The organism is Jiangella mangrovi (assembly GCF_014204975.1).
Classification (GTDB): Bacteria; Actinomycetota; Actinomycetes; order Jiangellales; family Jiangellaceae; genus Jiangella; species Jiangella mangrovi.
The window spans coordinates 5,966,847-5,993,843 of record NZ_JACHMM010000001.1 but is presented as its reverse complement, the minus strand read 5'-3'; the positions used below and the strand labels follow the sequence as shown (position 1 = coordinate 5,993,843).

Annotated in this window: 26 protein-coding genes and 1 tRNA gene; 17 read left to right on the top strand and 10 right to left on the bottom strand. The window is 72.9% G+C overall.

The annotated features are described in order from the left end of the window. Positions 1–6: 6 nt before the first annotated feature. The 3 genes from HD601_RS27815 to dgoD are packed head-to-tail and all read left to right on the top strand — an operon-like array spanning position 7 to position 5,178. Positions 7–3,225, top strand: coding sequence for a right-handed parallel beta-helix repeat-containing protein (locus HD601_RS27815; protein ID WP_184827455.1), 3,219 nt, complete (start codon positions 7–9; stop codon positions 3,223–3,225). 23 nt (positions 3,226–3,248) lie between these two features. After that, positions 3,249–4,013 carry an SDR family NAD(P)-dependent oxidoreductase gene (locus tag HD601_RS27810; protein WP_184827453.1) on the top strand — a complete coding sequence of 255 codons (765 nt, stop codon included), beginning with the start codon at positions 3,249–3,251 and terminating at the stop codon, positions 4,011–4,013. Between the two features lie 16 nt (positions 4,014–4,029). Continuing rightward, on the top strand, positions 4,030–5,178 hold the full coding sequence (gene dgoD, locus HD601_RS27805) for a galactonate dehydratase (protein WP_184830233.1): 1,149 nt from the start codon (positions 4,030–4,032) through the stop codon (positions 5,176–5,178). A gap of 187 nt (positions 5,179–5,365) precedes the next feature. Here dgoD and HD601_RS27800 read toward each other — a convergent pair. Continuing rightward, positions 5,366–5,450 (bottom strand) — tRNA-Leu (locus HD601_RS27800). Positions 5,451–5,802: 352 nt separating this feature from the next. Between HD601_RS27800 and HD601_RS27795 the strand changes: the two genes are divergently transcribed. Next, positions 5,803–6,978, top strand: coding sequence for an MFS transporter (locus HD601_RS27795; RefSeq protein WP_343076459.1), 1,176 nt, complete (start codon positions 5,803–5,805; stop codon positions 6,976–6,978). A gap of 40 nt (positions 6,979–7,018) precedes the next feature. On the opposite strand, the gene HD601_RS27790 is transcribed toward HD601_RS27795, so the two are convergent. Beyond that, positions 7,019–7,591 (bottom strand): SH3 domain-containing protein, encoded by a 573-nt coding sequence (locus HD601_RS27790; protein ID WP_184827451.1) that lies wholly within the window; start codon positions 7,589–7,591, stop codon positions 7,019–7,021. 511 nt (positions 7,592–8,102) lie between these two features. Beyond that, positions 8,103–9,059 carry an RNA polymerase subunit sigma-70 gene (locus tag HD601_RS27785; RefSeq protein ID WP_221441369.1) on the bottom strand — a complete coding sequence of 319 codons (957 nt, stop codon included), beginning with the start codon at positions 9,057–9,059 and terminating at the stop codon, positions 8,103–8,105. 124 nt (positions 9,060–9,183) lie between these two features. Between HD601_RS27785 and HD601_RS27780 the strand changes: the two genes are divergently transcribed. Continuing rightward, positions 9,184–10,155 carry a TerC/Alx family metal homeostasis membrane protein gene (locus tag HD601_RS27780; protein WP_221441368.1) on the top strand — a complete coding sequence of 324 codons (972 nt, stop codon included), beginning with the start codon at positions 9,184–9,186 and terminating at the stop codon, positions 10,153–10,155. Between the two features lie 233 nt (positions 10,156–10,388). Here HD601_RS27780 and HD601_RS27775 read toward each other — a convergent pair whose 3' ends face one another. Further along, positions 10,389–11,621 carry an MFS transporter gene (locus HD601_RS27775; protein WP_221441367.1) on the bottom strand — a complete coding sequence of 411 codons (1,233 nt, stop codon included), beginning with the start codon at positions 11,619–11,621 and terminating at the stop codon, positions 10,389–10,391. Positions 11,622–11,810: 189 nt separating this feature from the next. Here HD601_RS27775 and HD601_RS27770 point away from each other — a divergent pair, with 189 nt between their 5' ends. From HD601_RS27770 to HD601_RS27740, 7 genes are read left to right on the top strand one after another with little or no spacing between them, the layout of a single operon-like run. Continuing rightward, positions 11,811–12,251: a helix-turn-helix domain-containing protein gene (locus HD601_RS27770; protein WP_184827445.1), complete on the top strand. Its 441-nt coding sequence runs from the start codon at positions 11,811–11,813 to the stop codon at positions 12,249–12,251. Next, positions 12,248–13,129 (top strand): alpha/beta fold hydrolase, encoded by an 882-nt coding sequence (locus HD601_RS27765; RefSeq protein ID WP_184827443.1) that lies wholly within the window; start codon positions 12,248–12,250, stop codon positions 13,127–13,129. Before HD601_RS27770 ends, HD601_RS27765 begins: the two co-directional genes overlap by 4 nt. Further along, positions 13,126–13,497, top strand: a complete 372-nt coding sequence (locus HD601_RS27760) for a GatB/YqeY domain-containing protein (RefSeq protein ID WP_184827441.1) — start codon at positions 13,126–13,128, stop codon at positions 13,495–13,497. Before HD601_RS27765 ends, HD601_RS27760 begins: the two co-directional genes overlap by 4 nt. 60 nt (positions 13,498–13,557) lie before the next feature. Then, the gene (locus HD601_RS27755) at positions 13,558–14,442 is read left to right on the top strand and encodes an AAA family ATPase (protein ID WP_184827439.1); all 885 of its coding nucleotides are present in this window, start codon (positions 13,558–13,560) and stop codon (positions 14,440–14,442) included. Further along, positions 14,439–15,611 carry a vWA domain-containing protein gene (locus tag HD601_RS27750; protein WP_184827437.1) on the top strand — a complete coding sequence of 391 codons (1,173 nt, stop codon included), beginning with the start codon at positions 14,439–14,441 and terminating at the stop codon, positions 15,609–15,611. Before HD601_RS27755 ends, HD601_RS27750 begins: the two co-directional genes overlap by 4 nt. Further along, positions 15,592–16,710, top strand: coding sequence for an XdhC family protein (locus HD601_RS27745; RefSeq protein ID WP_184830230.1), 1,119 nt, complete (start codon positions 15,592–15,594; stop codon positions 16,708–16,710). The genes HD601_RS27750 and HD601_RS27745 overlap by 20 nt, the downstream gene beginning before the upstream one ends. Beyond that, positions 16,700–17,269 carry a nucleotidyltransferase family protein gene (locus tag HD601_RS27740; protein ID WP_184827435.1) on the top strand — a complete coding sequence of 190 codons (570 nt, stop codon included), beginning with the start codon at positions 16,700–16,702 and terminating at the stop codon, positions 17,267–17,269. Before HD601_RS27745 ends, HD601_RS27740 begins: the two co-directional genes overlap by 11 nt. 179 nt (positions 17,270–17,448) lie before the next feature. On the opposite strand, the gene HD601_RS27735 is transcribed toward HD601_RS27740, so the two are convergent. From HD601_RS27735 to HD601_RS36075, 3 genes are read right to left on the bottom strand one after another with little or no spacing between them, the layout of a single operon-like run. Then, the gene (locus HD601_RS27735; RefSeq protein WP_184827433.1) at positions 17,449–18,861 is read right to left on the bottom strand and encodes a YlbE family protein; all 1,413 of its coding nucleotides are present in this window, start codon (positions 18,859–18,861) and stop codon (positions 17,449–17,451) included. Beyond that, positions 18,854–20,350 (bottom strand): AllF/FdrA family protein, encoded by a 1,497-nt coding sequence (locus HD601_RS27730; protein WP_221441365.1) that lies wholly within the window; start codon positions 20,348–20,350, stop codon positions 18,854–18,856. The genes HD601_RS27735 and HD601_RS27730 overlap by 8 nt, the downstream gene beginning before the upstream one ends. After that, entirely contained in the window at positions 20,347–21,216 is an 870-nt protein-coding gene (locus tag HD601_RS36075; protein ID WP_184827431.1) for an oxamate carbamoyltransferase subunit AllH family protein, read from the bottom strand. The genes HD601_RS27730 and HD601_RS36075 overlap by 4 nt, the downstream gene beginning before the upstream one ends. 119 nt (positions 21,217–21,335) lie before the next feature. Here HD601_RS36075 and HD601_RS27720 point away from each other — a divergent pair, with 119 nt between their 5' ends. Next, positions 21,336–23,006 carry a PucR family transcriptional regulator gene (locus tag HD601_RS27720; protein WP_221441364.1) on the top strand — a complete coding sequence of 557 codons (1,671 nt, stop codon included), beginning with the start codon at positions 21,336–21,338 and terminating at the stop codon, positions 23,004–23,006. Here HD601_RS27720 and HD601_RS27715 read toward each other — a convergent pair. Continuing rightward, the gene (locus HD601_RS27715; protein ID WP_184827429.1) at positions 22,933–23,946 is read right to left on the bottom strand and encodes an RNA polymerase subunit sigma-70; all 1,014 of its coding nucleotides are present in this window, start codon (positions 23,944–23,946) and stop codon (positions 22,933–22,935) included. The genes HD601_RS27720 and HD601_RS27715 overlap by 74 nt on opposite strands. 114 nt (positions 23,947–24,060) lie before the next feature. Here HD601_RS27715 and HD601_RS27710 point away from each other — a divergent pair, with 114 nt between their 5' ends. Together HD601_RS27710 and HD601_RS27705 are read left to right on the top strand one after the other, a co-directional pair. Beyond that, a complete protein-coding gene (locus HD601_RS27710) occupies positions 24,061–24,462 on the top strand; it encodes a nuclear transport factor 2 family protein (protein ID WP_184827427.1) in 402 nt (133 codons plus the stop codon). Next, positions 24,440–24,841 (top strand): pyridoxamine 5'-phosphate oxidase family protein, encoded by a 402-nt coding sequence (locus tag HD601_RS27705; RefSeq protein WP_184827425.1) that lies wholly within the window; start codon positions 24,440–24,442, stop codon positions 24,839–24,841. Before HD601_RS27710 ends, HD601_RS27705 begins: the two co-directional genes overlap by 23 nt. A 15-nt stretch (positions 24,842–24,856) precedes the next feature. On the opposite strand, the gene HD601_RS27700 is transcribed toward HD601_RS27705, so the two are convergent. Both HD601_RS27700 and HD601_RS27695 read right to left on the bottom strand, forming a co-directional pair. After that, positions 24,857–25,408 carry a GNAT family N-acetyltransferase gene (locus HD601_RS27700; RefSeq protein ID WP_184827423.1) on the bottom strand — a complete coding sequence of 184 codons (552 nt, stop codon included), beginning with the start codon at positions 25,406–25,408 and terminating at the stop codon, positions 24,857–24,859. A 184-nt stretch (positions 25,409–25,592) separates the two neighbouring features. Then, positions 25,593–25,928, bottom strand: coding sequence for a hypothetical protein (locus HD601_RS27695; RefSeq protein WP_184827421.1), 336 nt, complete (start codon positions 25,926–25,928; stop codon positions 25,593–25,595). A 292-nt stretch (positions 25,929–26,220) separates the two neighbouring features. Here HD601_RS27695 and HD601_RS27690 point away from each other — a divergent pair, with 292 nt between their 5' ends. Both HD601_RS27690 and HD601_RS27685 read left to right on the top strand, forming a co-directional pair. Further along, positions 26,221–26,472 carry a type II toxin-antitoxin system Phd/YefM family antitoxin gene (locus HD601_RS27690; protein WP_184827419.1) on the top strand — a complete coding sequence of 84 codons (252 nt, stop codon included), beginning with the start codon at positions 26,221–26,223 and terminating at the stop codon, positions 26,470–26,472. 14 nt (positions 26,473–26,486) lie between these two features. Then, positions 26,487–26,894, top strand: coding sequence for a type II toxin-antitoxin system VapC family toxin (locus HD601_RS27685; RefSeq protein ID WP_184827417.1), 408 nt, complete (start codon positions 26,487–26,489; stop codon positions 26,892–26,894). The last annotated feature ends 103 nt before the right edge of the window (positions 26,895–26,997 follow it).

Below are 26,997 nucleotides of genomic sequence, written 5' to 3'. Positions count from 1 at the left end.
AGTGCCATGACAACCGAACTGAGCCGCCGGACCCTGCTGCGCGGGGTGGGTGCGGTCGCCGTGGGCAGCGGGCTGCTGGGCCTGGGAGCCCTGCCCGCCCACGCCGCGGGCAAGACGTTCTACGTCGCCACCGACGGCGACGACGGCTGGACCGGCGAACACCCGAGCCCGCAGCCGGGCGCGACCACCGGCCCGCTGCGGAGCCCGCAGGGCGCCCTGAACGCCGTGCGCACCTGGTTGAACTCCCATGCGCTACCGGCCGGCGGCATCGAGGTGGTCGTCCGGCCGGGCACCTACTACCTGGACGCGCCGCTGACCTTCGGCCCGCAGGACTCCGGCGCCGACGCCGCCAGCCCCGTGGTGTGGCGCTCCGAGGTGCCGGGCGCCGCCGTGCTCAGCGGTGGCCGGGTGCTGTCCGGCACCTGGGGCGCGCCGGACGCCGACGGCATTCGCAGCCTGAGCGTGCCGGGCGCCGGGCGGTTCCGGACGCTGTTCGTGGACGGCGTGCGCGCCCCGCTGGTGCGGTACCCCGCGACCGGGAACCTCTACCACGGCGGGCAGTACCCGAACCTGATCCTGGCCGGCCTCGCCCGCAGTGGCGACTACGTCGACTACACCGTCGACGCCCCCGTGACCGGGACCTACGACCTCTGGCTCGGTGTGTCGACCGGGTACGAGAACAGCCAGACCTGGCTGCGGCTGCGCATCGACGGCGGGCCGACGCTGACCCCCGGCACCATTGCCAAGAGCGACGACGACTTCCGCGTCGTCCGGTACAGCCGGGTGCTCACCGGGCAGTCGCTGACCGCGGGCACCCACACCGTCCGGGTGTCCAACATCCGCACCGCGGCAGAGGGCCGGGTGCACCTCGACGCACTCGTGTTCACCACCAATTCGGCCATGGCCCAGCCCGACGGCGAGATCCTGCCGGCCCCAGCCGTGGGCGAGCAGCGCGTCGTGGTGGACGCCGTCGACTACGTGGCCGGCTACAGCTCGATCGAGTTCCAGCGCATCGCCGTGACCGGCTGGGACCCGAACAACCACCAGACCCTGAAGGCGGAGTTCGCCCGGCAGCCCTGGGCGGACGACCCTGAGGCGTTCGTCGAGGTCGTGAGCGGCTTCCAGTACTTCAACGAACGCCGCGACATCGACTCGGTGGACACCTCGACCGGGGAGATCCAGTTGGCGGCGCCCACCACCGGGCGGCTGGAACCGGCCAGCCCGTTCACCGTCCGCGGCGTGCGCACCGAGCTGAAGGTGCCGGGTCAGTGGTACCTGTCGACCGCGGACGAGCGGCTGGACTACCTGCCTCCCGCGGGGCAGGACCCGGCCACCCAGGAGTTCGTCGTCCCGGTGCTGAACCGGCTGGTCGTCCTGGCCGGCGACGGCGTGACCGGCGCCCGGGTGCGCTGGCTGACGTTGCGCGACTTCACGTTCACCCACTGCGCCACCGCGGAGTCCTACCCCGAGCCGCGGGTCGTCACCGATGCGGCGGTCGTGCTGGACTGCGCCTCGGACAGCCGCATCGAGGGCTGCCACGTCACCGCCGTCGACGGCTACGGCATCTGGCTGCACCTGGACAGCTGCGACAACGTCGTCGACGGCAACCTGATCGACGACATCGGGGCCGGCGGGATCCTGCTCACGTCCGCCCGGCTCGGCTACGGCTACGAGTACGACGCCCGCGACGAGGTCGAGGACTTCGCCCCACTGCGCAACGCGCTGACCGGCAACACCATCCGCGACGGCGGCCGGGTGTGGCTCTGCGCGGCCGGGATCAACCTGGACAGCCGGCCGCCGAGCACCGTCTACGCGGCCGGCAACCTCGTCGCCGGCAACCTGATCGAGAACCTGCCGCGGCAAGGCGTGTTCGCGTTCCGGAACCAGGGCGGCAACATCATCGCCTACAACCGGATCCAGGACGTGGTGCTGTCGACCGCGGACGCCGGCGCCATCAACATCGCGACCATGACCAACCTGTCCGCGCCGTCGCTGGTGCGGCACAACGTCATCGTGGACGCGCCCGGGATGCTCCGGCTGGGCACCGGTGTCAGCCGGCCGTTCGGGTTCGGTCTCTACGCCGACCACAGCACCAGCAACGTCTGGTGGGAACGCAACAGCGTCACGGGCGCGTCGCTGCCCATGCTGGTGCACGCGGGGCAGTTCAACGCGCTGGTCGGCAACGAGTTCCTGAACCCGCACCAGGTCTGGTTCGTCGACACCGACGAGCACATGCGCGACAACCGGATGCGCCGCAACGTCCTGTCGGACCCGTCGGCGGCCACGCAGCCGGCGGTGCGCCTGTTCAGCCCGGTGTTCGCCTTCCAGAACCTGCTGACGGCCAACCCGCGGGCGGTTCTCGAGAGCGAGCGGAACGTGCTGTGGAGCGACCCCGCCGTGTGGTTCGAGCCCGGCCGGCGCACGTTCGCGGCTTGGCAGGCCCTGGTGGTGGACGTCGGCTCGGTCAACGCGGTGCCCGGCTCGACGTCGTACGCTGCGGTCGGCTTCCAGCCGATCGACACCGCCAACGCCGGGCCGGGCGCCGTCACCACTGTTCCCGTTCTGGCGAGCATGGCCGCCGTCACGACGACCGCCCCACCGGTCGCCGTCGACACGAAGACGACGCGCTACTCGCCGACGTTCGGCCAGGAGGGCGCCTACCGCGTCTACGCGCGCCGGTCATCGTCGACGGCGCCGCAAGCGCTGCGGATCCTCGTCGAGCACGCCGACGGACAGTCAATGTCGGTCTACAGCGAGTGGTCAGGCACCGGCCGCAACCCCGAATACACCCGGTTCGGGGTCTACGTGGGGACCTACCGGTTCAACGCCGGCGCCGGTCACCACGTCACGTTCAGCCAGCCCGGCACGGCGACGCCGGTGATGCCGTCCGAGCTCGTGTTCATCCGGGTCCCGCAGTTCCAGACCGCGACCGCCGGCGAGCTGTGGGACGCGGTCACCGCGGTCGGCGCAGCCACGCTGACCGTCGGCGCCACCACGCCGGTCATCACCCGCGGCCTGCTCGGCGACGGCACGCTCGCCGACCTCACCGGCGCTTCCATCTCCTACGGCAGCGACAACTCCGCCGTCGCGACGGTCGTGACCGGCGGGCCGACTGGCCACCTGGTCGACGCGGGCGGCGCCGGTACGGCGCGCATCTGGGCGGCGGTGACGCTGAACGGCCTCACCGTGCGCTCGCGGCCCGTGACCGTGGTCGTCGAGCCGTAGGACATCGACACAGGAGCTGATCCATGGGACGACATGCGGGGACCGTCGCGTTCGTGACAGGCGCGGCGCACGGCATCGGGCGGGCGATCGTGGCCCGGCTGGTGGCCGAGGGTGCTCGCGTGGGGTTCTGCGACGTGGACGACGCGGGCGGCCGGGCCGTCGCCGACGAGCTCGGCCCGGCCGCCCTGTTCGTGCCCGCCGACGTCACCGACGAGGATCAGATCGCCGCCGCGGTGGCAGCCGTCTCCTCGCGGTTCGGCGGCGTGACGGTCCTGGTCAACAACGCCGGCGTCAACGCACACTTCGAGCTCGCCGACCTCACGGTCAGTGAGTGGGACAGGTTCCTGGCGATCGACCTGCGAGCGGCGTGGCTGTGCGCCAAGTTCGTCATCCCCGGCATGCGCACGGCCGGCGGTGGCGCCGTCGTGAACGTCTCCTCACTGCACGCCAAGCTGACCACACGCGGGATGTTCCCGTACGCCGCGGCCAAGGCCGGGCTCGTCGGCCTGACCCGCAGCATGGCGGTGGAGCTCGGGCCGGACGGCGTCCGGGTCAACGCGGTCTGCCCGGGCTGGACCCGTACGGGGCCGGTCGAGGCCGCCTTCGCCGCCACCGGCGACCCGGATCGGGCCGAGCGCGAGGTGGCGGAGTCCTGCCCCCTCGGCCGGCTGGCCGAGCCGGACGAGATCGCGGCGGTGGTTGCCTTCGCCGCCAGCGCCGAGGCCACGTACATGACTGGCACCGAGCTGTACGTCGATGGCGGGCTGGGCGCCCGCTTCGCCACCTGACCGGAACGGACACCATATGAAGATCACCCGAATCGAGACCTTCACCGTCCCGCCGCGTTGGCTGTTCCTGCGCATCGAAACCGACGACGGTGTGGTCGGCTGGGGCGAGCCGGTGCTGGAGGGCCGGGCCGCGACCGTGGCCGCCACCGTCGACGAGCTGTCGGACCAGCTCGTCGGGCGCGATCCGCTGCGCATCGAGGACCACTGGCAGGTGCTGACCAAGGCCGGCTTCTACCGGGGCGGCCCGGTGCTGTCCAGTGCAGTCGCCGGCATCGATCAGGCACTGTGGGACATCGCCGGCCGGGCGCGAGGCGCGTCCGTGCACGAGCTGCTCGGCGGACCGGTTCGGGAGCGGGTGCGCATCTATGCCTGGGTACACGGGTCAGGGCCCGAGGAGCTGGCCGACCAGGCGGCCGAGGCCATGGCGACCGGGCTGACGGCGGTGAAGTTCAACGGGTGGGACGATCCGGTCGCCACCATCGACACGCCGGCACGCATCGACGCGGTGGTGGCACGAGTGGCGGCCGTGCGCGCGGCGATCGGCCAGGACGCCGACCTCGCCATCGACTTCCACGGCCGGTTCTCCCCGGCAATGGCCCGCCGCGTGCTGCCTCTGCTCGAGGAGTTCCACCCCCTGTTCGTCGAGGAACCGGTCGTTCCGGAGCTCTCTAGCGAGCTGGTGAGCATCGCCGCGACGACCTCGGTGCCGATCGCGACGGGGGAACGGCTGTACTCCCGCTGGGACTTTCGCGACGTCCTGGCCAGCGGAATCGCTGTCGCCCAGCCAGATCTCTCCCATGCGGGCGGGGTGTCGGAATGCCGCCGGATCGCCGCCATGGCCGAGATCCACGGCGTGTCTCTGGCACCGCACTGCCCACTGGGCCCGATCGCATTGGCCGCCTGCCTGCAGGTCGACCTCGCCACGCCCAACTTCCTCATCCAGGAACAGGCACTCGGCCTGCACGACGGCAAGGCCGCCGGCCTCCTGGGCGACCTCGTCGATCCGGCCGGCTTCTCCGTCCGTGACGGGTATGTCGAGCGGCCGATGGCGCCTGGTCTCGGCCTGGAGATCGACGAGAAGGCCGTCCGTCGAGTCGCCCAGGACGGTCATCGCTGGCGGGCGCCGATCTGGCGGCATCCCGACGGCTCGCTCGCAGAGTGGTGAGACCGCCGACGCCTCGGCCGGACGGAGGGTGGGCTCGGCCGGCCCTCGGGGCGCGCAGGTACGGTTGCGCGGGCACACCTGCATCGTGATCCTTCAGAGACCGACGAATCGGTGACGTAGCCATGGGCACGCCGCGATGACGTGAACTCTCACCAACATCTCTGCTGATGAGGGGCACAATGAAGAGTGTCCGAGGGGGGACTTGAACCCCCACCCCCTTGACGGGGACTAGCACCTCAAGCTAGCGCGTCTGCCTATTCCGCCACCCGGACTTGCTGCGCTTCGTGGAGCGCCAGCGGCTGCGTAACCATACCAAACTCGCGGGGTGCTCTGTCCAACTCGGGGCGGCCCGCGCGTCCGTGGCGTCCGCGACCTGTGTGAAGAGAGTTTCGCGTGATCCGTGTCTCGCTCTCGTGATCATGTCCATGCTCGGAAACATCGCCTCGCGCAGGGGAGGGCGAGGCGGCCGACCACGGGAACGAGGTCGCCCGATGGGACCCAGCGCGAGGACCAGTCCGAGGAGCGACCCGAGGAGAACCGGCCGGGGTCGACGGGCCGGCGTCGGAGGCGCTGCTGAAGGCGGGCCGGTTCTTCACCCGCTGGGACGAGTCCGCCGACGGGCGGGTGGTGTTCAGGGAGGGCGGCCGGCAGGGCGACGTCTTCTATCGGGACCGGTGGAGCCACGACGAGGTCGTCCGGTCGACCCACGGCGTCAACTGCACCGGCTCATGCTCCTGGAAGGTGTACGTCAAGGACGGAATCATCACCTGGGAGACCCAGCAAATCCTGGCCGGCGCCCTGACCGACCGGTTCGGCGGCCGGCTGATGTTCCCCGTCCTCATGGTCGCGGCGGCGCCGTTCGTGGTCCTGGTGGCAGTGGCCGGCGAGGCGGGGTCGTACGCGCTGCTGCTGGTGTTCGGGTTCTTCCTCGGCATCGCCGGCACGACGTTCGCGGTCGGCATCCCGTTCGTCAACGCCTGGTACGAGCAGTCGCGGCGCGGCTTCGCCACCGGCGTGTTCGGTGCGGGCATGGGCGGGACGGCGCTCTCGGCGTTCTTCACGCCCCGGTTCGTCGACTGGTTCGGCTACGTGGCGACGCACGTGATCGTGGCCGTGGCGCTCGTCGCGACGGCCGGGGTGTGCTGGCTGCTGATGCGCGACGCGCCGACCTGGTCGCCCAACACCGCACCGGTCCTGCCCAAGCTGAACGACGCGGTCCGGCTGCCGGTGACGTGGCAGATGTCGTTCCTGTACGCGGTGGCGTTCGGCGGGTTCGTGGCCTTCTCGACCTACCTGCCGACCTACCTCAACGACATCTACGACTTCGACCTGACGGCGGCCGGCACCCGCACCGCCGGCTTCGCGCTGGCCGCCGTCGTCGCCCGGCCCGTCGGTGGCGTGCTGTCCGACCGGATCGGGCCGCGGACGGTGGTCGCGATCTCGCTGGCCGGGACGGCGGTCATGGCGATCCTGGTCGCGTTCCAGCCGCCGCTCGAGGTGCCCGCCGGCATCGAGTTCGTGCTGCTCGCGTTCTTCCTGGGGCTGGGGACCGGCGGCGTGTTCGCGTGGGTGGCTCGCTTGGCGCCGCCCGAGAAGGTCGGCACGGTGACCGGCGTCGTCGGCGCGGCCGGCGGACTGGGCGGCTTCTTCCCGCCGCTGGTCATGGGGGCGACGTACGAGGTGCTGCTGGACGGCTACGGGGTCGGGCTGACGCTGCTGGCCCTGACGGCGGCCGGGGCGCTGGCGTTCGCACTGCTCGGGGTGAAGCCGCGAACGGCGACGGCGCCGCCCCGGATGTGAGGCGGCGCCGTCGTTCCCCTGAGAGGGCTCGAGCGGGTCTCTAGCAGTACGGCGGGGCCGCGCCGATGTTCGTCACGTAGCGCGCGGACACCCACTGGCCGCCGCCGTCGCCGGTGAGCTGGTACCAGCGCCGGTTGCCGTCGATGGTCTGCGAGTCGACCTTGCAGACGATGGCCAGGTTCGAGCCGCGCGGGGCGGAGCTGACCTTGGGGTTCGCCGTGTTCGGGCCGCTGCGCACCGCGAGCGCCGTCGACGACGACACCCGGCCGACGTACTCCTTGCCGTCGCCGCAGAAGCGCGGCGCGGCGCCGACGTTCGCGACGTAGCGCGCCGACACCCAGCGCCCGGTCGCCAGCTTGTACCAGAGGCTGTTGCCGCTGACGGTGGGCCCGAACACCTTGCACTGGATCGTGATGGTCGCGCCCTTGGCGTACGACCCGACCTTCGTGGCATAGCTGGTCGGCGCGCTGCGGACGTTGACGCCCTCGGTGACCTTGCCCTTGTAGGTGGTCGCGGCCTCCGCGGCGACACTGGTCGCGAGCAGGCCGATGGGCACGATGACGGCCGTGGCGAGGGCGATGGCCGCCCGCCGGACCCGTTGCCGGACGATCATGGTGGACCTCCTGACATCGCCGTCCCGGACGGTGCGACCGGGTATCGGCTCTCACCATCAATCACTCCTCAGCCTGGTGCTCGGTTGCATGGGCCGGGGAGATTCTCTGGGATGTGTAGGTCGTATCGGCGCAGGTCAGCGGACGTACTGTCACTTAGTGCGACAAGGTGGTCACGCTCCGCTACCATGGAACTCACAAGGGCCGCTCCGCCAATTGCCCCCCAACTGGCGGAGCGGCCTCTTTGTGTCCGCGTTCCGGGCGCGGCGCCGACCCCCGCAGATCATCGGCGATCACTGGCGTCATAGCACCAGCGATCGCCGATGATCATGGTCAAGACCGGAATCCGCGATCATCGAGGGCGGGTCGCATCGACCAGATGAGGTCAACGACGAGGCCGACGCCTTCCTCGTCCGACTGAGCACACGGCTGGTGGCCACCGCCGGCCCATGATCATCAATGATCCAACCACCCATAGGGGGTCGGATCATTGATGATCATGGTCGAGAGCGGTCAGGGTGGGGTGGCGGGGAGGCCGAGGTGGGGGAGCAGCGCCGGGTCGATGAACGTGCTGAGGTGGGTCACCAGGCCGTCCCGCACGCTCAGCACGTTGACCCCGCTCAGCCGGAACACGCCGTCGGCCACATTGCGCTGGTAGCAGGCGAACCCGAGCTGGCCGTTGAGCGAGGCCGGCCGCAGCTTCCACGGCGTCTCGAACACCCGCTCCGCCAGGAAGCGCCCGACGTCCACCCGGCCGGAGTACCAGGCGGGGAGGGGCGGCATGGTGAACCGGGCGTCCTCGCTCAGCAGCGAGAGCAGTGCCGGCACGTCGGCGGCCTCCCAGGCCGACACGAACGCGTGGACCAGGTCCCGCCGGCCCGACGCCCCGAGTGCTGACAGCTCGTCGCGCTGGCTGACGGCGGGCAGCCGGTCGCCGACCGAGGCCCGGGCGCGCTGCAGGGCGCTGTTCACCGACGCTGGCGTGGTGTCGAGCAGCGACGCCGTCTCGGCCGCGGAGTACTGCAGCACCTCGCGCAGGATCAGCACCGCCCGCTGGGTCGCCGGCAGGTGCTGCAGGGCCGCGACGAACGCGAGCTCGACGCCCTCCCGCGAGACGTACTCGTCGGCAGGGTCACCCCCACCACCCGTCGGCCACGGCTCCAGCCACACCGGGCCGTCCACGGGCGAGCCGAGGTCCCACACGTCGGTGAAGGCCGGGCCGTGGTCGGGCGAGAGCAGCCGCGGCGGCCGCTTGGACGCCTGCCGCAGGCACACGCGGGTCGCGATGCGGTAGAGCCACGTGCGCACCGAGCTGCGCCCCTCGAACCCGTCCAGTCCGCGCCAGGCCGCGAGCAGCGTCTCCTGCACGGCGTCCTCGGCGTCCTGCACCGAGCCGAGCATGCGGTAGCAGTGCGCCGCCAGCTCGCGGCGGTGCGGGGCGACCAGTCGCTCGAACGTCTCGTCACTCACTCGCGACTCCGCTAATGTATCCAAAATCTACTTGCTGTGAGCCAGCGCACAGACGGCTCACAGGGTCGGAGAGTAACGTCGCGACGGTTTCGCCGAACGAGAGGGGACGGGGATGGTCTCGGCCGTGCCGGGCTATGTGTGGGTCCTGACGGTCGTGGGGCTGCTGGCGATCGTGGTCCTCGACCTCACCGTCATCGCCCGCCGCGACCGCGAGGTCACCGTCGGCGATGCGACCCGCTGGGTGCTGTTCTACGTCGGCCTGGCCGCGCTGTTCGCCGGCGCGCTGTTCGTCTTCGGCTCGCCGAGCCAGGGCTCGGAGTTCGTGGCCGGCTACGTCACCGAGTACAGCCTGAGCGTCGACAACCTCTTCGTCTTCGTGATCATCATGGCTCGGTTCGCGGTCCCGCCGCTGGCCGAGGACAAGGTCCTCTACATCGGCATCGTGGCGTCGCTGGTGCTGCGGGCGGCGTTCATCGCGGCCGGCGCGGCGGCCATCGCGGCCGCGAGCTGGGTGTTCTACCTGTTCGGCGCGTTCCTCATCTACACGGCGTACCGGCTGGCGACCGAGAAGGACGACGGCGAGCCGGACTTCCAGGAGAACGCGGTCCTGCGCGGTCTGCGCAGGGTGCTGCCGCTGCGCGCGGAGTACGACGGCAGCCGCATCGTCACGCGGGCGGACGGGCGCCGCATGCTGACGCCGTTGTTCATCGTCATCGCGGCCATCGGCATGGCGAACGTGATCTTCGCGCTGGACTCGATCCCGGCGATCTTCGGCCTGACGCAGGACGCGTACATCGTGTTCACGGCCAACGCGTTCGCGCTGATGGGGCTGCGGCAGCTGTACTTCCTCATCGGCGGGCTGCTCGAGCGGATCGTCTACCTCAACGTCGGGCTGTCGCTGATCCTCGGCTTCATCGGCGTCAAGCTGGTCATCGAGGCGCTGCACGGCTCGCACGTCGACCACCTCGGCTCCATCCCGCTGCCGGAGATCGGCATTGCGACGTCGCTCGGCTTCATCACGCTGACGCTGCTGGTCACGACGCTGGTGAGCCTGCTGAAGACGCGGCTCGAGCGAGCAGAGGAAGCCGAGGGCTGACGGCGTCGGCCTGCCGGCAGCGACGGGGCCGGCTGCGGCTGGCCGGGCCGGTCGGAGGAGGCGTGATCGTGGTGACCGGCGCCGCACAGGCGGTCACTATGTGCTGCTACCGCTCGTTGAGCCCGCAGCCGCCCAACGTCGGGAGCACCGCACGATCACGAGACCTCGCATGGGTCAGCAACCCTCCGCCGAACCGGCCCGTGACTGTATGACGATCGGCGGAGTGAAATGGTTCACACTTCCGCCGATCTTTTTCGGCGAAGTTCCCGGGGGAGCGTGACGGCGACCGCGACGGTGGCGAGCGTGCCCCCGACGCCGGCGATGACGAAGGTCGCCGGCGCGGACGTCGCGTCGAGCAACAGGCCGCCGGCCACGTACGACACCCCGGCGGCGAGGCCGATCGCGCCGTAGAGGTTGCCGAAGACCCGCCCGAGCATCGCGTCCGGCACCAGCCGCGGCAGCAGCGTGTTCGTCGCGACGTCCATCGCGGCGATGCCCAGGCCGCGCACCGCCTGCAGGGTGAACGCCGCGGCGACCGCCCACGCGAGCCCGGTGAGCAAATTGCCCACGCTGCTGACGGCGAACCCGGCGAGCAGCAGCCACAGCATCGACGCCCGTGCCGACCAGCGGGCGAGTAGCGCGTACCCGGCGAACAGCCCGATGCCGACGGCGGCCAGCAGCGTCGCCGCCGCCGAGTCGCCCGCGTCGAAGGTGTCCGTCGCCAACACCACCAGCGCGACGTCGTCGATCCCGTTGAACGCGACGACCGCGCAGAAGCCGAGCCCGATGATCCGCAGCGCCGGCTCGCGCCACAGGTACGCCAGCCCCTCGCGGGCCCCGCGCAGGAGCGAGCCGCCGCCGTCGTTCCCCGGCTCCCCATCGGGTGCCGACGGCGGCAGCTGCGGCAACCGCAGGAGCAGCAGCGCCGACAGCAGGAACGTCGCGGCGTCGACCAGCAGCACGCCCCGGACGCCGACCAGCGGGAACAGCACCGCCGCGACGAGCGGGCCGACCGCCTCGCCGCCGTTGGTCGCCAGCCCGAGCGCGGAGTTCGCGGCGGCCTGGTCGCCCGGCCGGACCAGCGTCGCCACGGCCGCCCGCGACGCGGGCAGGAACACGTGCCCGGCGATCGCCCGCGTGCCCACCAGCACGAGCAGCAGCGGCAACGGCGGCAGCGAGAGCGCGATCGCCGCGAGCAGCCCGGCCTGCACCAGCTCGCAGGCGATCATCACCCGGCGCCGGTCCCAGCGGTCGCTCACCGCGCCGGCCAGCGGGCTGAGCAGCGCCGGCGCGAGGTCGCCGACCAGCAGGAGCAGCGCGACCGCCAGCGCCTGCCCGGCGGTGTCGGCGACGTAGAGCATGAGCGCGACCAGGCTCAGCGAGTCGCCGAGGAACGAGATGGTCCGCGCCGCGAACAGCGTCCGGAACGCGCCGTCGTGTCTGAGCAGTCCGGCCGCGGTCACCACGCCCACGAGGATGGGCCATCGGGCTACCTGGTGACAAGGTGATATGTCCGGGGCGGTCGCTCTTCTGCTGGTACCTGTCGAAGCGGGGATGGCGGTGACGATTCCTGACGATCCTCGATGTTGCGCAAGACATCTGTATTACTCCCTATTCGATTGCATCAGACGGTCGTATAGGGAATGATGAATGACATGACAGCAGGGACCCTCTACTCCGCCGAGGACGTCGCCGAGCTGCTCGGCCTGCACGTCCGCACCGTCCGCGCGTACGTGCGCGACGGGAGGCTGCCGGCCGTGCGCATCGGGAAGCAGTACCGCATCGCTCCCGAGGACGTCGACGCGCTGACGGGCGGCCGGACGAGCGCCGTCCGTCCACAGGCGCCGGCGCCCGCGCGCAGGGTCGAGGTCACCGCCGTCGTCCAGGTCGAGGGCGTCGACCAGACGGCCATGAGCCGCCTGTCGACCCTCGTGACGGCGGCCGTGGGCGGCCGGTCCGGCGACGGCCCCCGGCTGCACCTCGAGACGGTGTACGACCCGCAGCGGCAGAGCCTGAAGATCGTCGCCATCGGCGGCGCCGAGGACACCGCGGCGGTCGTCGGGCTCGTCGGCACGTTCGCGGAGTCCGAGCTGTGAGCGCCGTCTACCGGTCGGCCGAGGCGCGCCGGGCGGTCGAGGCGCGGTACCGGACGTTCCTCGACGGCTGGCCCGTGCCGGCCACCGAGGTCACGCTGCCCACGCGGCACGGCCACACGTTCGTACTCGCCTCCGGTCCCGACACCGCGCCGCCGGTCGTCCTGTTGCATGGCGCCGGCTTCAACTCGGTGGCGTGGGCGGGCGACGTCGCGGCGTGGTCGACGACGCACCGGCTGTACGCCGTCGACCTCCTCGGCGAGCCGGGGCTCAGCGCGCCGGCCCGGCTGCCACTGACGTCGGACGGCTACGCGGAGTGGCTCGACGACGTGCTCGACGGGTTGGGGGTCGCGCAAGCGGCGTTCGTCGGCACCTCGCTCGGCGGCTGGACGGCGCTCGACTACGCGCTGCGCCGGCCGGAGCGCGTCGAGCGGCTCGCCCTGCTCGTGCCCGGCGGCATCGGACGCCAGCGCTACGCCGCGGTCCTCGCGTCGGCGTTCCTGCTGCCGTTCGGCGACCGCGGGCGGCGGGCGGCCGGCCGGATCGTGCTCGGCCCCCGCGGCATCGACGACGGCGTCACCAGCGGTGACGCCGCGGCCCTGCGCGCGCTCGACGAGTACCTGCTGCTCATCCAGCGCGGCTTCCGGTATCGCCGCGACCCGCTGCCGGTCTTCACCGACGACCAGCTGCGCGGGCTCGCGATGCCGCTGCTGGTCGTCGCCGGGGCGAAGGACCGCATGTTCGACCAGCGGGCCACCGCCCGCCGGGTCCGCGACCTGGTGCCCGGCGGCACCGTCGTGCTGCACCCCGGCGCCGGCCACGTCCCCGCGGGCTACGCCGACGACGTCCACCACTTCCTCACGAACGGAGCACGACCATGACCGCCGACGTCCAGGCCGTGCGCGCCCGGCTGCGCGCCGACCTCGTCGCCGCCATGAAGGAGCGCCGCAAGGACGCCGTCACCGCCCTGCGCACCACCCTCGCCGCTATCGACAACGCCGAGGCCGTCGCCCCGGCCGGGCCCACCGGCAAGGCGACCAGCGAGCACGTGGCCGGTGCGCACGTCGGGCTCGGCGCGGCCGAGGCCGAGCGGCTGCTGCTGACCGCCGGCGACGTCCGGGCGATCATCGAGGAACAGGTGGCCGAGCGGCGCGCCGAGGCCGACCGCTACGACGCCCTGGGGCGTCCCGACGCCGCCGACCGGCTCCGGCGCGAGGCGGCCGCGCTCGACCCGTACCTGGCCGGCTGACCGGTGCCGGCGGCGCGCGAGCGCGAGCGGGGAGCGGCCGGCGCGGCGTAGCGTGGTGTCATGGCGGACACCGAGGGAGCGACGACGCCCGGCGAGCTGGCCCAGCGGCTGGACACCGCCGGGTATCTGGCCGATGAAGGGCTCGCGACGGCCGCGTTCCTGGCGTTGCGCATGGGCCGGCCGCTGTTCCTCGAGGGCGAGGCCGGAGTCGGCAAGACCGCCCTCGCCCAGGCACTCGCCGAGGTGCTCGACGCGCCGCTCATCCGGCTGCAGTGCTACGAGGGCGTCGATGCCGCGCAGGCCCTCTACGACTGGGACTTCCCGCGCCAGCTGCTGCACCTGCGCGCCGCCGAGGCGGCCGGCGTCACCGACGTCGAGCGGCTCGAGCACGAGCTCTACGACCGCCGGTTCCTGCTGGCCCGGCCGTTGCTGCGGGCGCTCGAGACGACGCCGTCGGTGCTGCTGGTCGACGAGATCGACCGCGCCGACGACGAGTTCGAGGCGTTCCTGCTCGAGGTGCTGTCCGAGTTCACCATCTCGATCCCCGAGCTGGGCACCGTCCGCGCCGGGACGCCACCCGTCGTCGTCGTGACCAGCAACCGGACCCGCGAGGTGCACGACGCGTTGAAGCGGCGCTGCCTCTACCACTGGCTCGCGCACCCGACGTTCGAGCGCGAGGTCGCGGTCATCCGGCGGCACCTGCCGGGCGTGAGCGAGCGGCTCGCCGACGACGTCGCCCGCGCGGTCCAGCGGCTGCGCGCCGCCGACCTGCTGAAGCCGCCGGGGCTGGCCGAGTCGATCGACTGGGTGACGGCGCTGACGGCGCTCGGCGCGACGGAGCTCTCCGCCGACCTCGCGACCCGCACGCTCGGCGCCGTGCTCAAGTACCAGGAGGACACCGAGCGCGTCACCGGCGAGGTGGCGGAGCTGGTCGGCCGCCCATGAGCGGGCGGGCGCCATCGCCGGTCGCCGTCGACGTCGCCGTCGACACACAGGTCCTCGGGTTCGCCCGGCGGCTCGCCGCGGCGGGGGTCGACGTCCCGCCCACGCGGGTGCACGCCATGCTCGAGGCGCTCGACGTCCTGGGCGCGGCCGAGCTGCGGCCGGTGTACTGGGCCGGGCGGACGACGCTGTGTGGCTCCCTCGAGGACGTCGAGACCTACGACCGGGTGTTCGCCGCGTACTTCGGCGGCGGCCCGGCGCGCCCGCCGAACCGGGTCGCCGTCCCGCCGGTGCAGCGGCTCGTCGCGGTCCCGGTCGACCCCGCCGACGTGAGCGGCGACGGCGACGACCGCGACGCCCCCGAGCAGCGCATCGCCACCGCCAGCCGCATCGAGGTGCTCCGCCACCGCGACGTGGCCACGCTCAGCGCCGCCGACCGCGCCGAGGTGCACCGCTACGTCAGCGCGCTGCTCCCGGCGGCCCCCGACCGCACCACCCGCCGGCGCAAGCCGTCGCCGTCGGGCCCCGTCGACGCCCGCCGCACCGTGCGGAGCATGCTGCGCCACGGGGGCGAGCCGGTCGAGCTGCGGAGGCACTCGCACGGACGGCGGCAGCGGCGGCTGGTCTTCCTCATCGACGTCAGTGGATCCATGGCCGCGTACGCCGAGACGCTGCTCCGCTTCGCGCATGCTGCCTGCCGCGTGCGCCCCGGCACCGAGGTGTTCACCGTCGGGACCCGGCTGACCCGTGTCACCCGTGAGCTGCGACGGCGCGATCCCGCGGCCGCTCTGGCGGCGGCATCGGCGACCATCGATGACTGGAGCGGCGGGACCCGGCTGGGCGACGAGCTGAAGGAGTTCCTCGACCGCTGGGGGCAGCGCGGGACGGCCCGCGGCGCCGTCGTCGTCATCGGCAGCGACGGCTGGGAACGCGGCGGGCCGGAGCAGCTCGCGACGCAGATGGCGCGGCTGTCGCGGCTGGCCAGGCGTATCGTATGGGTGAATCCCCATCGCGGATATATTGGATACAGTCCGAGCACGGGTGGCATGCGGGCCGCGCTCCCGTACGTCGACCGGCTGGTCGCCGGGCACTCGCTGGCGGCGATGCAGGAGCTGGCCGGGCTGCTCGACTCGTCCGGGAGGGAGGGTGACCGTGCAAGAGGTCATGCGTGAGCTGGTGGGCGCCGTCGGCGACGGCGAGCGGGCCGGCCTGGTCACCGTCGTCAGCACGTTCAAGTCCGCGCCCCGCCAACCGGGCGCATCGATGGCCGTCACCCAAGCGGGCGAGGCCGTCGGCAGCGTCTCCGGCGGCTGTATTGAGGGCGCGGTGTACGAGCTCGCGCAAGAGGTCATGGACGGCCGCGCGCCCGTGTTGCAGCGCTACGGCGTCAGCGACGACGACGCGTTCGCGGTCGGGCTGACCTGCGGCGGCATCATCGACGTGTTCGTCGAGGCGGTCGACCGCACGACCTTCCCGGGACTGGTCGACGTCGCGGCGAGCATCGACGAGGCCGAGCCGGTCGCCGTCGCCACCGTCGTCGCCGGGCCGGGGCCGGTGGGGGCGCACCTGGTGGTCTGGCCGGACCGTGTGGCCGGGTCGCTGGGCGGCGAGCGGCTCGACGACGCCGTCGCCGACGACGCCCGCGGCATGCTCGAACAGGGCATGACCGGCATCCGGCGTTACGGCGCCGAGGGGGAGCGGCGCCTGGACGACCTGCAGGTGTTCGTGCAGTCGTTCGCGCCGCCGCCGCGCATGCTGGTCTTCGGCGCCATCGACTTCGCCGCGGCGCTGGTCCGGGTCGGCCGCTTCCTCGGCTACCACGTGACGGTGTGCGACGCCCGGCCCGTCTTCGCGACGCCACGGCGGTTCCCCGACGCCGACGAGGTCGTGGTCAAGTGGCCGCACGACTACCTCGCGGCGACGCAGGTCGACTCGCGGACGGTCATCTGCGTGCTCACCCACGACCCCAAGTTCGACGTGCCGCTCCTGGCCGAGGCCGTCCGCACCCCGGCCGCCTACATCGGGGTCATGGGGTCGCGGCGCACTCACGACGACCGACTGGCGCGGCTGCGTGCCGAAGGGGTGTCGGAGGCGGATCTGGCCCGGCTGGCGTCGCCGCTCGGCCTCGACATCGGTGCCCGCACGCCCGAGGAGACCGCGGTGTCGATCGCGGCCGAGATCATCGCGGCGCGCTGGGGCGGGTCGGGCCGCCGGCTGCGCGACACCAGCGGGCCGATCCACCGTGAACCGCTCGCGTCGGATGCCCTCTGACGTCGCGGGGCTCGTCCTCGCGGCCGGGTCCGGGTCGCGGTACGGCGGGCCGAAGGCGCTGGTCGAGTACGAGGGATCGCGGCTGGTCGACCGGGCGGCGCGGTTGCTGTCGTCCGGGGGCTGCGACCCGGTCGTCGTGGTGTCCGGCGCGGTCTCGCTGACGGTGCCGGGCGCGATCGTCGTGCACAACCCCGACTGGGCGAGCGGCATGGGCTCGTCGCTGCGGGCCGGCCTGCGCGCGTTGACGGCGTCAGCTGCCGGCGCCGTCGTGGTGGCGCTGGTCGACCAGCCCTGGGTGGGGGTGGAAGCGGTCCGCCGTCTGGCCGCAGCCTGGTCATCGGGTACGCAGGTGGCGGTGGCGACCTACGACGGACGGCGCGGCAACCCGGTCCTGCTGTCCCGTGCCGTCTGGTCCGAGGTCGCGGATCTCGCCGTCGGCGACGTCGGTGCCCGCCCCTTCATGCAGGCCAACCCGTCCCTGGTCACGCCGGTCGACTGCACCGGCACCGGTCTCCCCGCCGACGTCGACACCCCCTCCGACCTCCCCGCCTCGGAATGATCACGTTCACCACCCGAGTCCCTGCTCCACGAGGGCTGCAGCCCTCGTGACGCACGGGCAGGCCTGGTGAGGCGGGCGGCAATCGCTTTCCCGAGTTCAGGTCCACTCATCCCGAGGATCGCCCGCGCATCAGGAGGGCTGCAGGCCTGCTGTGGGACGGAATCGGGTGGTGAACGTGATCATTCCGGGGCGGGCGGCGGAGGGACGGCGGCGGCGAGGGCGGAGAGGGCGGCGGTGAAGCAGTCCATCGGGGGCTGCACCAGGCCGGCGCCGACCTGACCCGTTCCGGCCACGCGCCCGGCGATACCGGTGTTGATCTGCGGCAACACGCCCGTCCGCGCCACCAGCGTGATGTCGATGCCGGTGGGCGCGCCGCGGAACTCGAGGATCGGGAACGCATAGGCGGGGTTCTCGCCGACGGTGATCTCGTACATGAGCCGGCTGGTCGCCAGCGCGTCGGGCACAGAGCCGCCGACGAAGCGGACGATGGCGGGGGCGGCGGCCATGGCGAACCCGCCGAGGCCGATGGTCTCGGTGATCGCGGAGTCGCCGATGTCGGGGTTGGCGTCGTCGGGACCGTACGCCCCGAGGTACATCCCGACCGGCGTGTTGGCGGGGGCGGTGAACCAGGCCGACCCGGTTCCGGACACCTGGATGCCGAAGTCGGTGCCGTTGCGGGCCATGGTCGTCACCACGCTGGACCCCGGGATGCCGGCGGCCGCCGCCGTCTGCAGCTTCCCGGCCGGCATGACGAGGTTGAGGAAGAAGTGGTCGTTGCCGCCGATGAACGCCGCGGCCGCCGCGACGTCCGACGACGGCGCCCCGCTGTCGACCATGGCCGGCAGCAGGTCGCGCAGCAGCATCAGCGTGCCGGCGCGGTTGCGGTTGTGGCCCTCGTCGCCCATCTGGACCATCTGCGCGACGATCGCCTTGACGTCCACCGGTCCGCCCCGGCGCACGGCGGCCTGCAGCAGCGGCCCCAGCACGTCGGCCATCCAGCGCAGCCGCTCGATCACCTCCGGCCCGTACGCGCCGTAGCGCAGAACCGCCCCGAGGCCCTCGTTCAGCGAGCACCACGCCGTCCGCCCGCTCGCGGGATCGGCCAGCTCGAACAGCCACATCGACGGCGACACGACCCCGGCCATGGGGCCGACGCCGCCACGGTCGTGGCACGGGCCCCACTCGACGGACGAGCCTGCGGCCAGCAGCGATTCCGCAGCGGACGCCGTCGGGGCCAGGCCCTCGAACAGCGTCGCCCCGATCAGCGCGCCCCGCAGCGGCCCGGACGCCCGCTCCCACGTGACCGGCGGGCCGGCGTGCAGGAACTGCCCGGGCTCCAGCCCGAGCACCTCGCGGGCCGGACGGACGTCGACGAGCTCGGCCCCGGCCTCGAGCATGCGCGTCAATGCCAGCTCGTTCGCCTCGGGTCGCCGCGGGTCGGCCAGCACACGAACCAGGTCGTCCGACGTCCCGTCGACCGGCGGCCGCCAGTCGACCGTCGTCACCGGCACGGCCTGGGCCACCAGTGCGGCCGCGAACAGGTCGACGCCCGCACTGACCACGCGCGGCTCGTCGTTGAGCAGGTCAGCCATCGGCACCGTCCCGGACCAGCGCGACCGCCTCGCGGGCCGCCGCGGCGTTGGACAGCTGCACGGACGCGCCGGCGTCGCGCAGCGCCCGGGCCTGGTCGTCCAGCCGCTGCGGGTCGGCGTCGGTCCCGATGAGGGCGACGACGACGGCGAGGTCGCGGCCGCGCGAGCCGGCCACGTTGCGGGCCCGCACGATCGCCGGCGCCAGTTCGCCGGCCGGGTCCGGGTGCGCGCCGTGCCCGAGGACGACGTCGAGCAGCACCACACCGCAGGACGGGTCGCGTGCCTCGGCGAGCAGGCGCTCGATGCGCAGCGAGTTGTCGATCATCGGGTGCGGCCGGCCGCGGGTCAGGGTGTCGTCGCCGAAGTCGATCATCGTGTGCCCGTCGGCGCGCAGGTCCGGCTCGAGCGCCCAGGCCGGCGCCAGCGGGATGTTCGACCGCACAGGTCCGAACTCCGCGCTGACCAGCAGCATCGCCTCGTCGCAGAGCGTCCCGCCGGCATAGAGCCCGCGCACGAACGGGTACGGACCGGCACCTGGCGCCGTCGACGGCCAGGACCGCGGCGGCGCCCACTCGGCGCCGGCGGTGGTGACGACGGTCTCGGCGACGGCGGTGAGGTCGGGCCGGCCGGGGCCGAGCAGCGCGAGGACGACGGGCTTGCCGAGCTTCTCGGTGCGCTCGCGGACGGCGTCGGCGACCTCGGGCGCGGGCGGCTTGCTGACGACCACGACGACCTCGGTCGCGTCGTCGTCGGCCAGCAGGTCGAGCGCGGCCAGCGTGGACGCGCCGCCCACCTCGGCGGACAGGTCGCGGCCGCCGACCCCGAGGCAGTGGCTGATGCCGACGCCTGCGCCGTCGATCAAGGCGAGCAGCTGCTGTGCGCCGGTGCCGGACGCCGCGACGACGCCGACCGGGCCGGGCCGCACCACGTTGGCGAACCCGAACCCGACGCCGCCGACCACCGCGGTGCCGCAGTCGGGACCCATGACCAGCAGTCCGCGCTCGGCGGCCTCGCGCTTGAGCCGGACCTCCTGCTCGACGGGGACGTTGTCGGAGAACACGACGACCTGCAGGCCGTGCTGCAGCGCGTCCATGGCGTCGACGAACGCGTACGGGCCGGGCGTGGAGACGAACGCGACGGTGGCGCCGTCGCGCCGGGCGGCCGACCCGACGGACCGCGGGGGAGCGGCGTCGAACCCGCCGCCCTCGGATCCGCCGCCGGAACCCCCCGCCGACAGCGCCGCCTCGAGCCGCACCAGCGCCCGGCCGAGCGCGGCGTCGTCGTCCGCGGTGATCCCGACGACGAGGTCGTTGGGGCCGGCGGACGGCGGCTCGAAGCCCATGCCGGCCAGGAGGTCGAGGTTCAGCTGGGTGGCCATGGCGACGAGTGCCGCCCCGACCCCGTCCTCGCCCTGGACCGCCTGGCTGACCTGCATCAACGTGACGGAGTCGTGGTAGGTGCCGGTGCGCACCTCGATGTGGCGGATCACCGCGGACCGCCGGCGAGCGCGGCCAGGGCGACCACGGCGCCCAGCCGCAGCGCGGCGCCGGAGGTGTGGCCGACGTCGAGCAGCCGCCGTTCGGCCGCGTCGACGTCGCCGCGGGCGGCGCCCAGCGCGGCCAGGTACGCGGCGAGCTGCGGGGCGGCCAGGCCGTGGGCGGCGTGGGGGAGCAGACCGGCGGAGACGGCGGTGGTGCGCGCGAACGGGACGGCGGCCCCGACGGCGGATGCCAGCCGCGCCGCCCGGCCGAGCGCGGCCGCGACGACCAGCGCGCCGGCCAGCACGTCGTCGCCGGCGGGCGTCAGGCCGGGCCCGAGACCGAGCAGGCCGTCGACGGCGTCCGCCAGCTCGTCGTCGTCGCCACAGAGCAGCGCCAGCCCGAGCCGCCCCGAGGCCGCCACGATGCCGCCGTCGAGCCCCGCGCCGTCCGCGAGGCCCGCCGTGCGCGAGCGCGCGAGCGCGACGTCGCCGATGGTCGCCGGGCGCACCCGCCACCACCGCGCGACCGACACGAGGACGCCGTCGGCCCCCGGATCGCCGATGCTCAGCTCGCCGTCGCCGACGACCGCCCGCTGGCCGGGTCGCAGCCCCGACACCGGCCAGGGCGTGACGACGGCGCACGGGAGGCGCACGGCAGCCGGGCCGGTGATGCACAGGAGCACCGGCCCGGTTCCGTGGTCGACCAGGACGGCGGTCAGCGTGCGGGTGGCGGCCACGACCTCCCCGGTGAGCCGTGGACCCCCGACGAGAGCGGCGACGACGGTGCTCGCGGCGCCCGGCAGGACCTGCCGTGACGCGGCGCCCGGCCATGGCCGGGCGGCCCGGACCCCGGTCGGAACCGTCGGTACCGGCACTCGCGACCTCCGTTTCCGCCCAAGATCACCTGAACTGGGACTGCCACGAAACTAGCCGGGAGGGATACCGTCATCGCATGGGCAAACTTGCCAACGATCGGGCCCAGGGTTCGCCGGAGTTGCCAGCCGACGCTGCCAACTGGCCGGCGCACGCCATGCCGGGCCTGACGGTGCGCAAGGCGATGGAGATCCCCGCGCTCGCCGGAGCGCGGCTGCTGGCGGGTGAGTCCGGGCTCGACCGCGTGGTCCAGCGGGCCAACATCATGGAGGTCCCCGACATCCTGCCGTGGGTCAAGCCGAACGAGCTGCTGCTGACCACCGGGTACCCGCTGCGCAACACCCCGCAGGGCCTGCCGGGCCTCGTCGCCGAACTGGACGCGCGCGGGCTGGCCGCGCTGGGCGTCAAACTGCACCGCTACCTCGATGCCCTGCCGGACGAGATGATCCACGAGGCGGACCGGCTCGGGCTGCCGCTGCTGCTCCTGCCCGACGCCGTCGGCTTCGACGACATCCTCAACCAGGTCCTCACCGGCGTGCTGAACAAGCAGGCCGCCGCGCTGGAGAGGTCCTGGGAGGTGCACCACGCGCTGCTGTCGGTGGTGCTCGAGGGCGGCGGGCTGACGGAGCTGGTCACGAAGACGTCCGCCGTGCTCGGGGTGCCGGTCATGGTGACGACGGCGGACGGGCGCATCCTCGCCGAGGGCGGCAACGTCGACGACCTCGCGTCGTGGCGGCACACGCCGTGCTTCGACACCTCCGGCCGGTTCCGGACCGAGTACGAGCCCGGCGGCGTCCACTCGCACGTCGACGTGCCCGGCTGGCACGCCGTCGTGTCGATCGTGGCCGGCCGCGTCGACCACGGGCGCATCGTCGCGTTCGCCCGGCACCGCAGCCTCGACGTCGCCGACGTCACCGTGCTGGAGCGGGCCGCCACCGTCGCCGCGCTGGCCGTGAACAAGCAGCTCGCCGTCACCGCCGTCGAGAGCAAGTACCGCGGCGACTTCCTCCGCGACGTGCTGTCCGGGCGGGCCGGCGACCGCGAGCGCATCGTGGCGCACTGCGAGTCGCTGGGCTGGGACGTCGGCCGCGAGCTCGTCGTCGTCGTGGCCGAGCTGGATCCCGAGAACGGGACGGCCGGGTCGGCCGGGCTGCAGCTGCGCCCCGTCCAGGAGCGGTTCACCGTCGCCTGGCAGTCGGTCGTCGGCCGGCGCGACCCGCGGGCCGCCGTCGTCGGGTTCGCGCAGGAGGTGGTGGCCCTGCTGCCGGTCGGGCCGCGCCAGGACGCGGAGTCGGCCGTGCGCGAGGCGGTCCGGCAGGTCTCCGGCGACGGCGGTGGCGGCCGGCGGTCGTTCTCCACCGGCGTGAGCCGGCTCGTCGACGACCCCGAGCGGCTGCCCGTCGGCTACGAGCAGGCCCGCCGCGCCGTCGACGTCGGACGGCAGATGAACGGCCGCGGATCCCTGGCACATTTCGACAGCCTCGGCTCGTTCCGGCTGCTCAGCCAGATCGAGGACCGTGAGGAGCTGCGCGGCTTCGTCCGCGAGACCCTGCACGGCCTCGCCGCCGAGGACGACCCCGAGATGGAGGACCTGCGGCACACGCTGAAGGTCCTGCTCGACACCAACCTCAACGTCGCCGAGGCGGCGCGGCAGCTGCACTTCCACTACAACACGCTGCGCTACCGCATCAGCAAGCTCGAGCGGATCCTCGGCCCGTTCACCACCGATCCGGAGCTGCGGCTGGATCTGGCGCTGGCCCTGAAGGTGCTGCAGATGCGGGGGATCGGCTGAACGCCCTGGGCAGGCCGAACGCGGGGAACAGGGTGTCGTCCATGAAGCGCGTGATCCGGGCGACCCGGTCGCCGTCGAGGGCGAGCACGACGAGCCCGGCGGGGGCCGCGTCGAGGTAGAGGCCGAACGCGGGCTGGGCGTTGGCCCGGGTGGGGAGCAGTGAGTAGAGCCGGCCCGCCCGCCAGCCCGCGCTGGCGCGGAGGAACCCGGCGATCGCCGCCGCCCCGACGTACTGGTGCGGCGCCGGCGGCATGGCCAGCCAGGCGTCGTCGGTGAGCAGCGCGACGACGGCGTCGACGTCGTCGGCGACGAACGCGGTGGCGAACTCCTTGCTGAGGCGGCGCTCCTCGGCCGAGCCGTGCGCCGGCGGCCGGGTGGTGCTCGATCGCAGCGTCGACCGGGCCCGCTGCAGCGCCCCCTTGACCGCCGTCGCCGTCGTGTCGAGCATGGCCGCCGCCTCGGCCAGCGGGAAGCCGAGCACGTCGCACACCACGAGGGCGGCGGTCTGCCGCGGCGGCAGCTGCTGCAGCGCCTCGACGAAGGCCAGCTCGACCTGCTCGCGGTGCAGGTAGGCCGACTCGGGCAGCAGGACGTCGGGGTACGGCTGCAGCCAGGGGACCTCGGTGTGCGTGGTGGGCTCGGGTGCCTCGAACGGCGGGACGGGCGACGGCGGCGGCCTTCGTCCACCGTCGCGGATCGCGTTGAGACAGCGGTGCGTCGCGATGCGGTACAGCCAACTCCGCACCGACGCCCGGCCCTCGAACTCCGGCAGCCCGCGCCACGCCGCGAGCAGCGTCTCCTGCACCGCGTCCTCGGCGTCGGCGAGGCGGCCGAGCAGCCGGTAGCAGTGCAGCTGCAGCTCACGGCGGTACGGCTCGACCAGCTCGGCGAACGCGTCGTGGTCACCGGCCCGGGCGCGGTCGAGGAGCGGGGACGTCACGCCCGAATCGTCCCACGAGACGTCCCACGAGTCGTCCCACGACCGTTCCGTTCCGGGGGCCGACGGTGTCAGCACTGCTGTCGGTATGAACTCACCTCGGAAGGACCGTTGATCATGAGTAGTGCAGCCCTGGACGTCGCGCTTGCGTACCACCGGGCCTGGGCGGGCGGTGACCTCGACGCGGCGCTGGAGTACATCGCCGTGGACGTCGTCTGCGAGGCGCCGCCCGGCCGGCTGGAGGGGGTCGACGCGTACCGCGCCTTCATGGAGCCGTACGTGTCGCAGCTGCTCGGCGTCACCCTGCTGGGCGCGTTCGGCGACGACTCGACAGCCGTCGTCATGTACGACTCCGCGACCCGGCTGGTGGCCCAGGCCCCCGGAGCCGAATGCGTCACCGTCGTCGATGGGAGGATCGCGCACAGCTGGTTCGTGTTCGACCGCCTGCCGTTCCAGGCGGCGCGGGCGGCGCAGGCGGCTGTGGTTGGATCGGGGGATGCCGAAGCCCCCGCTTCCTGACGACATCAGCGCGTTCCTCGCCCAGCCCAACCCCGCGGTCATGGGGACCATTGGCCCGAGCGGCCCGGTCACCGTCGCGACCTGGTACTTCTGGGAGGACGGGCGCATCCTCATCAACCTCGACGAGTCGCGCAAGCGGGTCGAGCACCTGCGGGCCGACCCGCGGGTCAGCCTCACCGCGCTCGCCGAGGACTGGTACACCCACGTCAGCGTCCAGGGCCGCGTCGTCGACCTCTTCGACGACGAGGGCCTGGCCGACATCGACCGGCTGTCGCGGCACTACACCGGCCACGAATACGGACGGCGCGACCGCGGGCGCATCAGCGCCTGGATCGAGGTCGACCGGTGGCACGGATGGGGCAAGTTCGCCGGGCGGTGAGCCGTCGACGTCTCGTCAGCGGAGGCCGACGGCGTCGTGGCGCCAGAAGATCTCCGAGTAGACGAGCGTGCCGGTCATTCGCGGGTCGTAGGCGCTGAGACGCCGGACCTGGAACGCGGCGTCGGGGATGCGCAGCGACGGCTTGCGGAACCCGAGCGGCTCGCCGGGCTCGAACCCGAGGCGCGGGTAGTAGGTCGGCGAGCCCTCGAGGAAGACGGCGGGGGCGTGTTGCTCGTCGGCGAGCTCGAGGGCGCGGGTGATGAGCGCGCTGCCGGCGCCCTGCTTCTGGTGCGTCGGCAGCACCCCGACCGGGCTCAGCACCAGCACGTCGACCAGTCGCTCGGGCGCGTCGAGGATGGAGTGGGTCAGGAGCACGTGCCCCACGATCTGTTGCCCGGCGCCGTCGCCCTCGACGGCGACGAGCGAGAGCCCGCGCTCGGGTTCGAGCAGGGCGCGGAGCTCGCGGGTGAGGGTCGCGACCAGCTCCCCGTGCTCGCCTCCGAACGCCTGCCGATGCAGGTCGTGGACGGCGTCGTGGTCGGCGGGTCGTTCGAGGCGCAGCTCCATGGGTGGTCACCGTAGGTGCCCCGGCCCGGCGGCCGCACCCCGATTTCGCGGGCCCTGTTCGCCAACGGTGTGGGATCGCTGCGCCGACCGGGTGGCATAGCTGTCGTCCTGGCAACACCTATGCCACACCGTCGCTGCAGCGATCCCACACCGTTCCGTCGTAGGCGGGCAGCGGGGGCGGTGCCTACCAGTCGCGCTGCTCCACCAGGCCGTCGTAGTACTCGGCGAGGTGCTGCGGCAGTGAGTCGCGGCCGATGGACTCGAGCCGGTTCAGCGTCGCCTCGGGGAGGAGGTGCCGCTCGGTCATGGCGCCCAGCGCGTTCAGCTGGGCCTCCAGGCAGTTCTCCTCGGTCTCCACCGCTGCGAGGCTGACCAGCACGTACGAGACGACCAGCACCTCGGTCACGTCGAACGCGTCGTACACGTCGGTGATCACGTCCGCCGCGAGCCGGCGCGAGGGGACGTCGCGGTCGGTCAGCGCGCGGAGGTGGTCGATCAACTGCCCGCTCGAGATGCTCACAGCGTCATCGAACCATTCCGGCAGTCAGGCGTGCCAAGGGAACCAATCGGGAAGAGATCTCGGTCGCGCTGTCACATTCCGGCTCCGGAAACCACCCATAGGTAGTGAGTGGCCGACCAGCCGGCCGCATGGGAGGAGCCGACATGCAGACGCACAGCCGAGAGACCGAGCCGTCGGCCGAGGCCGAGGTACGCGACGAACTACGCGAGGCGTACGACCCCGAGGAGGACGACGAGGAGGACGACGAGAGCTGATGGTGCTACGTTTGCTACACCTCGAGGAGGTGGGGCCGATGGCGCGAACCATCCCGCATCGCGAGCTGCGCAACAACAGCAGCGCCGTCCTGCGCGACGTGCAGGCGGGCGAGAGCATCGCGATCAGCAACCACGGCGAGATCGTGGCGATCCTGGTGCCGCCGGCCAGTCGCCGGTCTAGTCTGCGGGTGCGTGAGGCCCGGGTCCGCGGCGGCCTGGCCGGACTCGAACGGGTCCGGCTCGACACGCCGGTACGGGAGCTCCTCGACGACCTCCGCGGCGAGCGGTGAGCGGTGAGCGCTCGATGAACGTCTACGTCGAGACGTCCGCCGCGGCGAAGCTGCTGATCGAGGAGCCGGAGTCGGGGGCGCTCGCCGACTACCTCGATGCCCGCCAGGACGCAGGGCTGCCGCTGGTGTCGAGCATGCTGCTCGAGACCGAGCTGCGCCGGCTCGCCACGCGAGTCGGACTGGACCAGGGCCGGGTCACCGAGGTGCTGGAACGCTTCGACCTCTACGAGCCCGATCGCGCCACCTTCGTCGAGGCCGGGCTGCTGCCCGGGCAACAGCTTCGGAGCCTGGACGCCCTGCATGTCGCCGTCGCGATCCGGGTCGAGGCGGTCGAGCTGGTCGCCTACGACCTCCGGCAGGCGGACGCCGCCCGGGCCGTCGGCCTCCGCGTCGTCGCACCGGTCAGCCACGAGGAGGTGTGACAGGACCGACAGCGTGCCGGGCCGGAACGACGCAGGCCCCGCTGATACTCTCGCAACTGACCGACATCCTTTAAGTCCCGTCCCGTGAGGCGGGGAAGGAGGT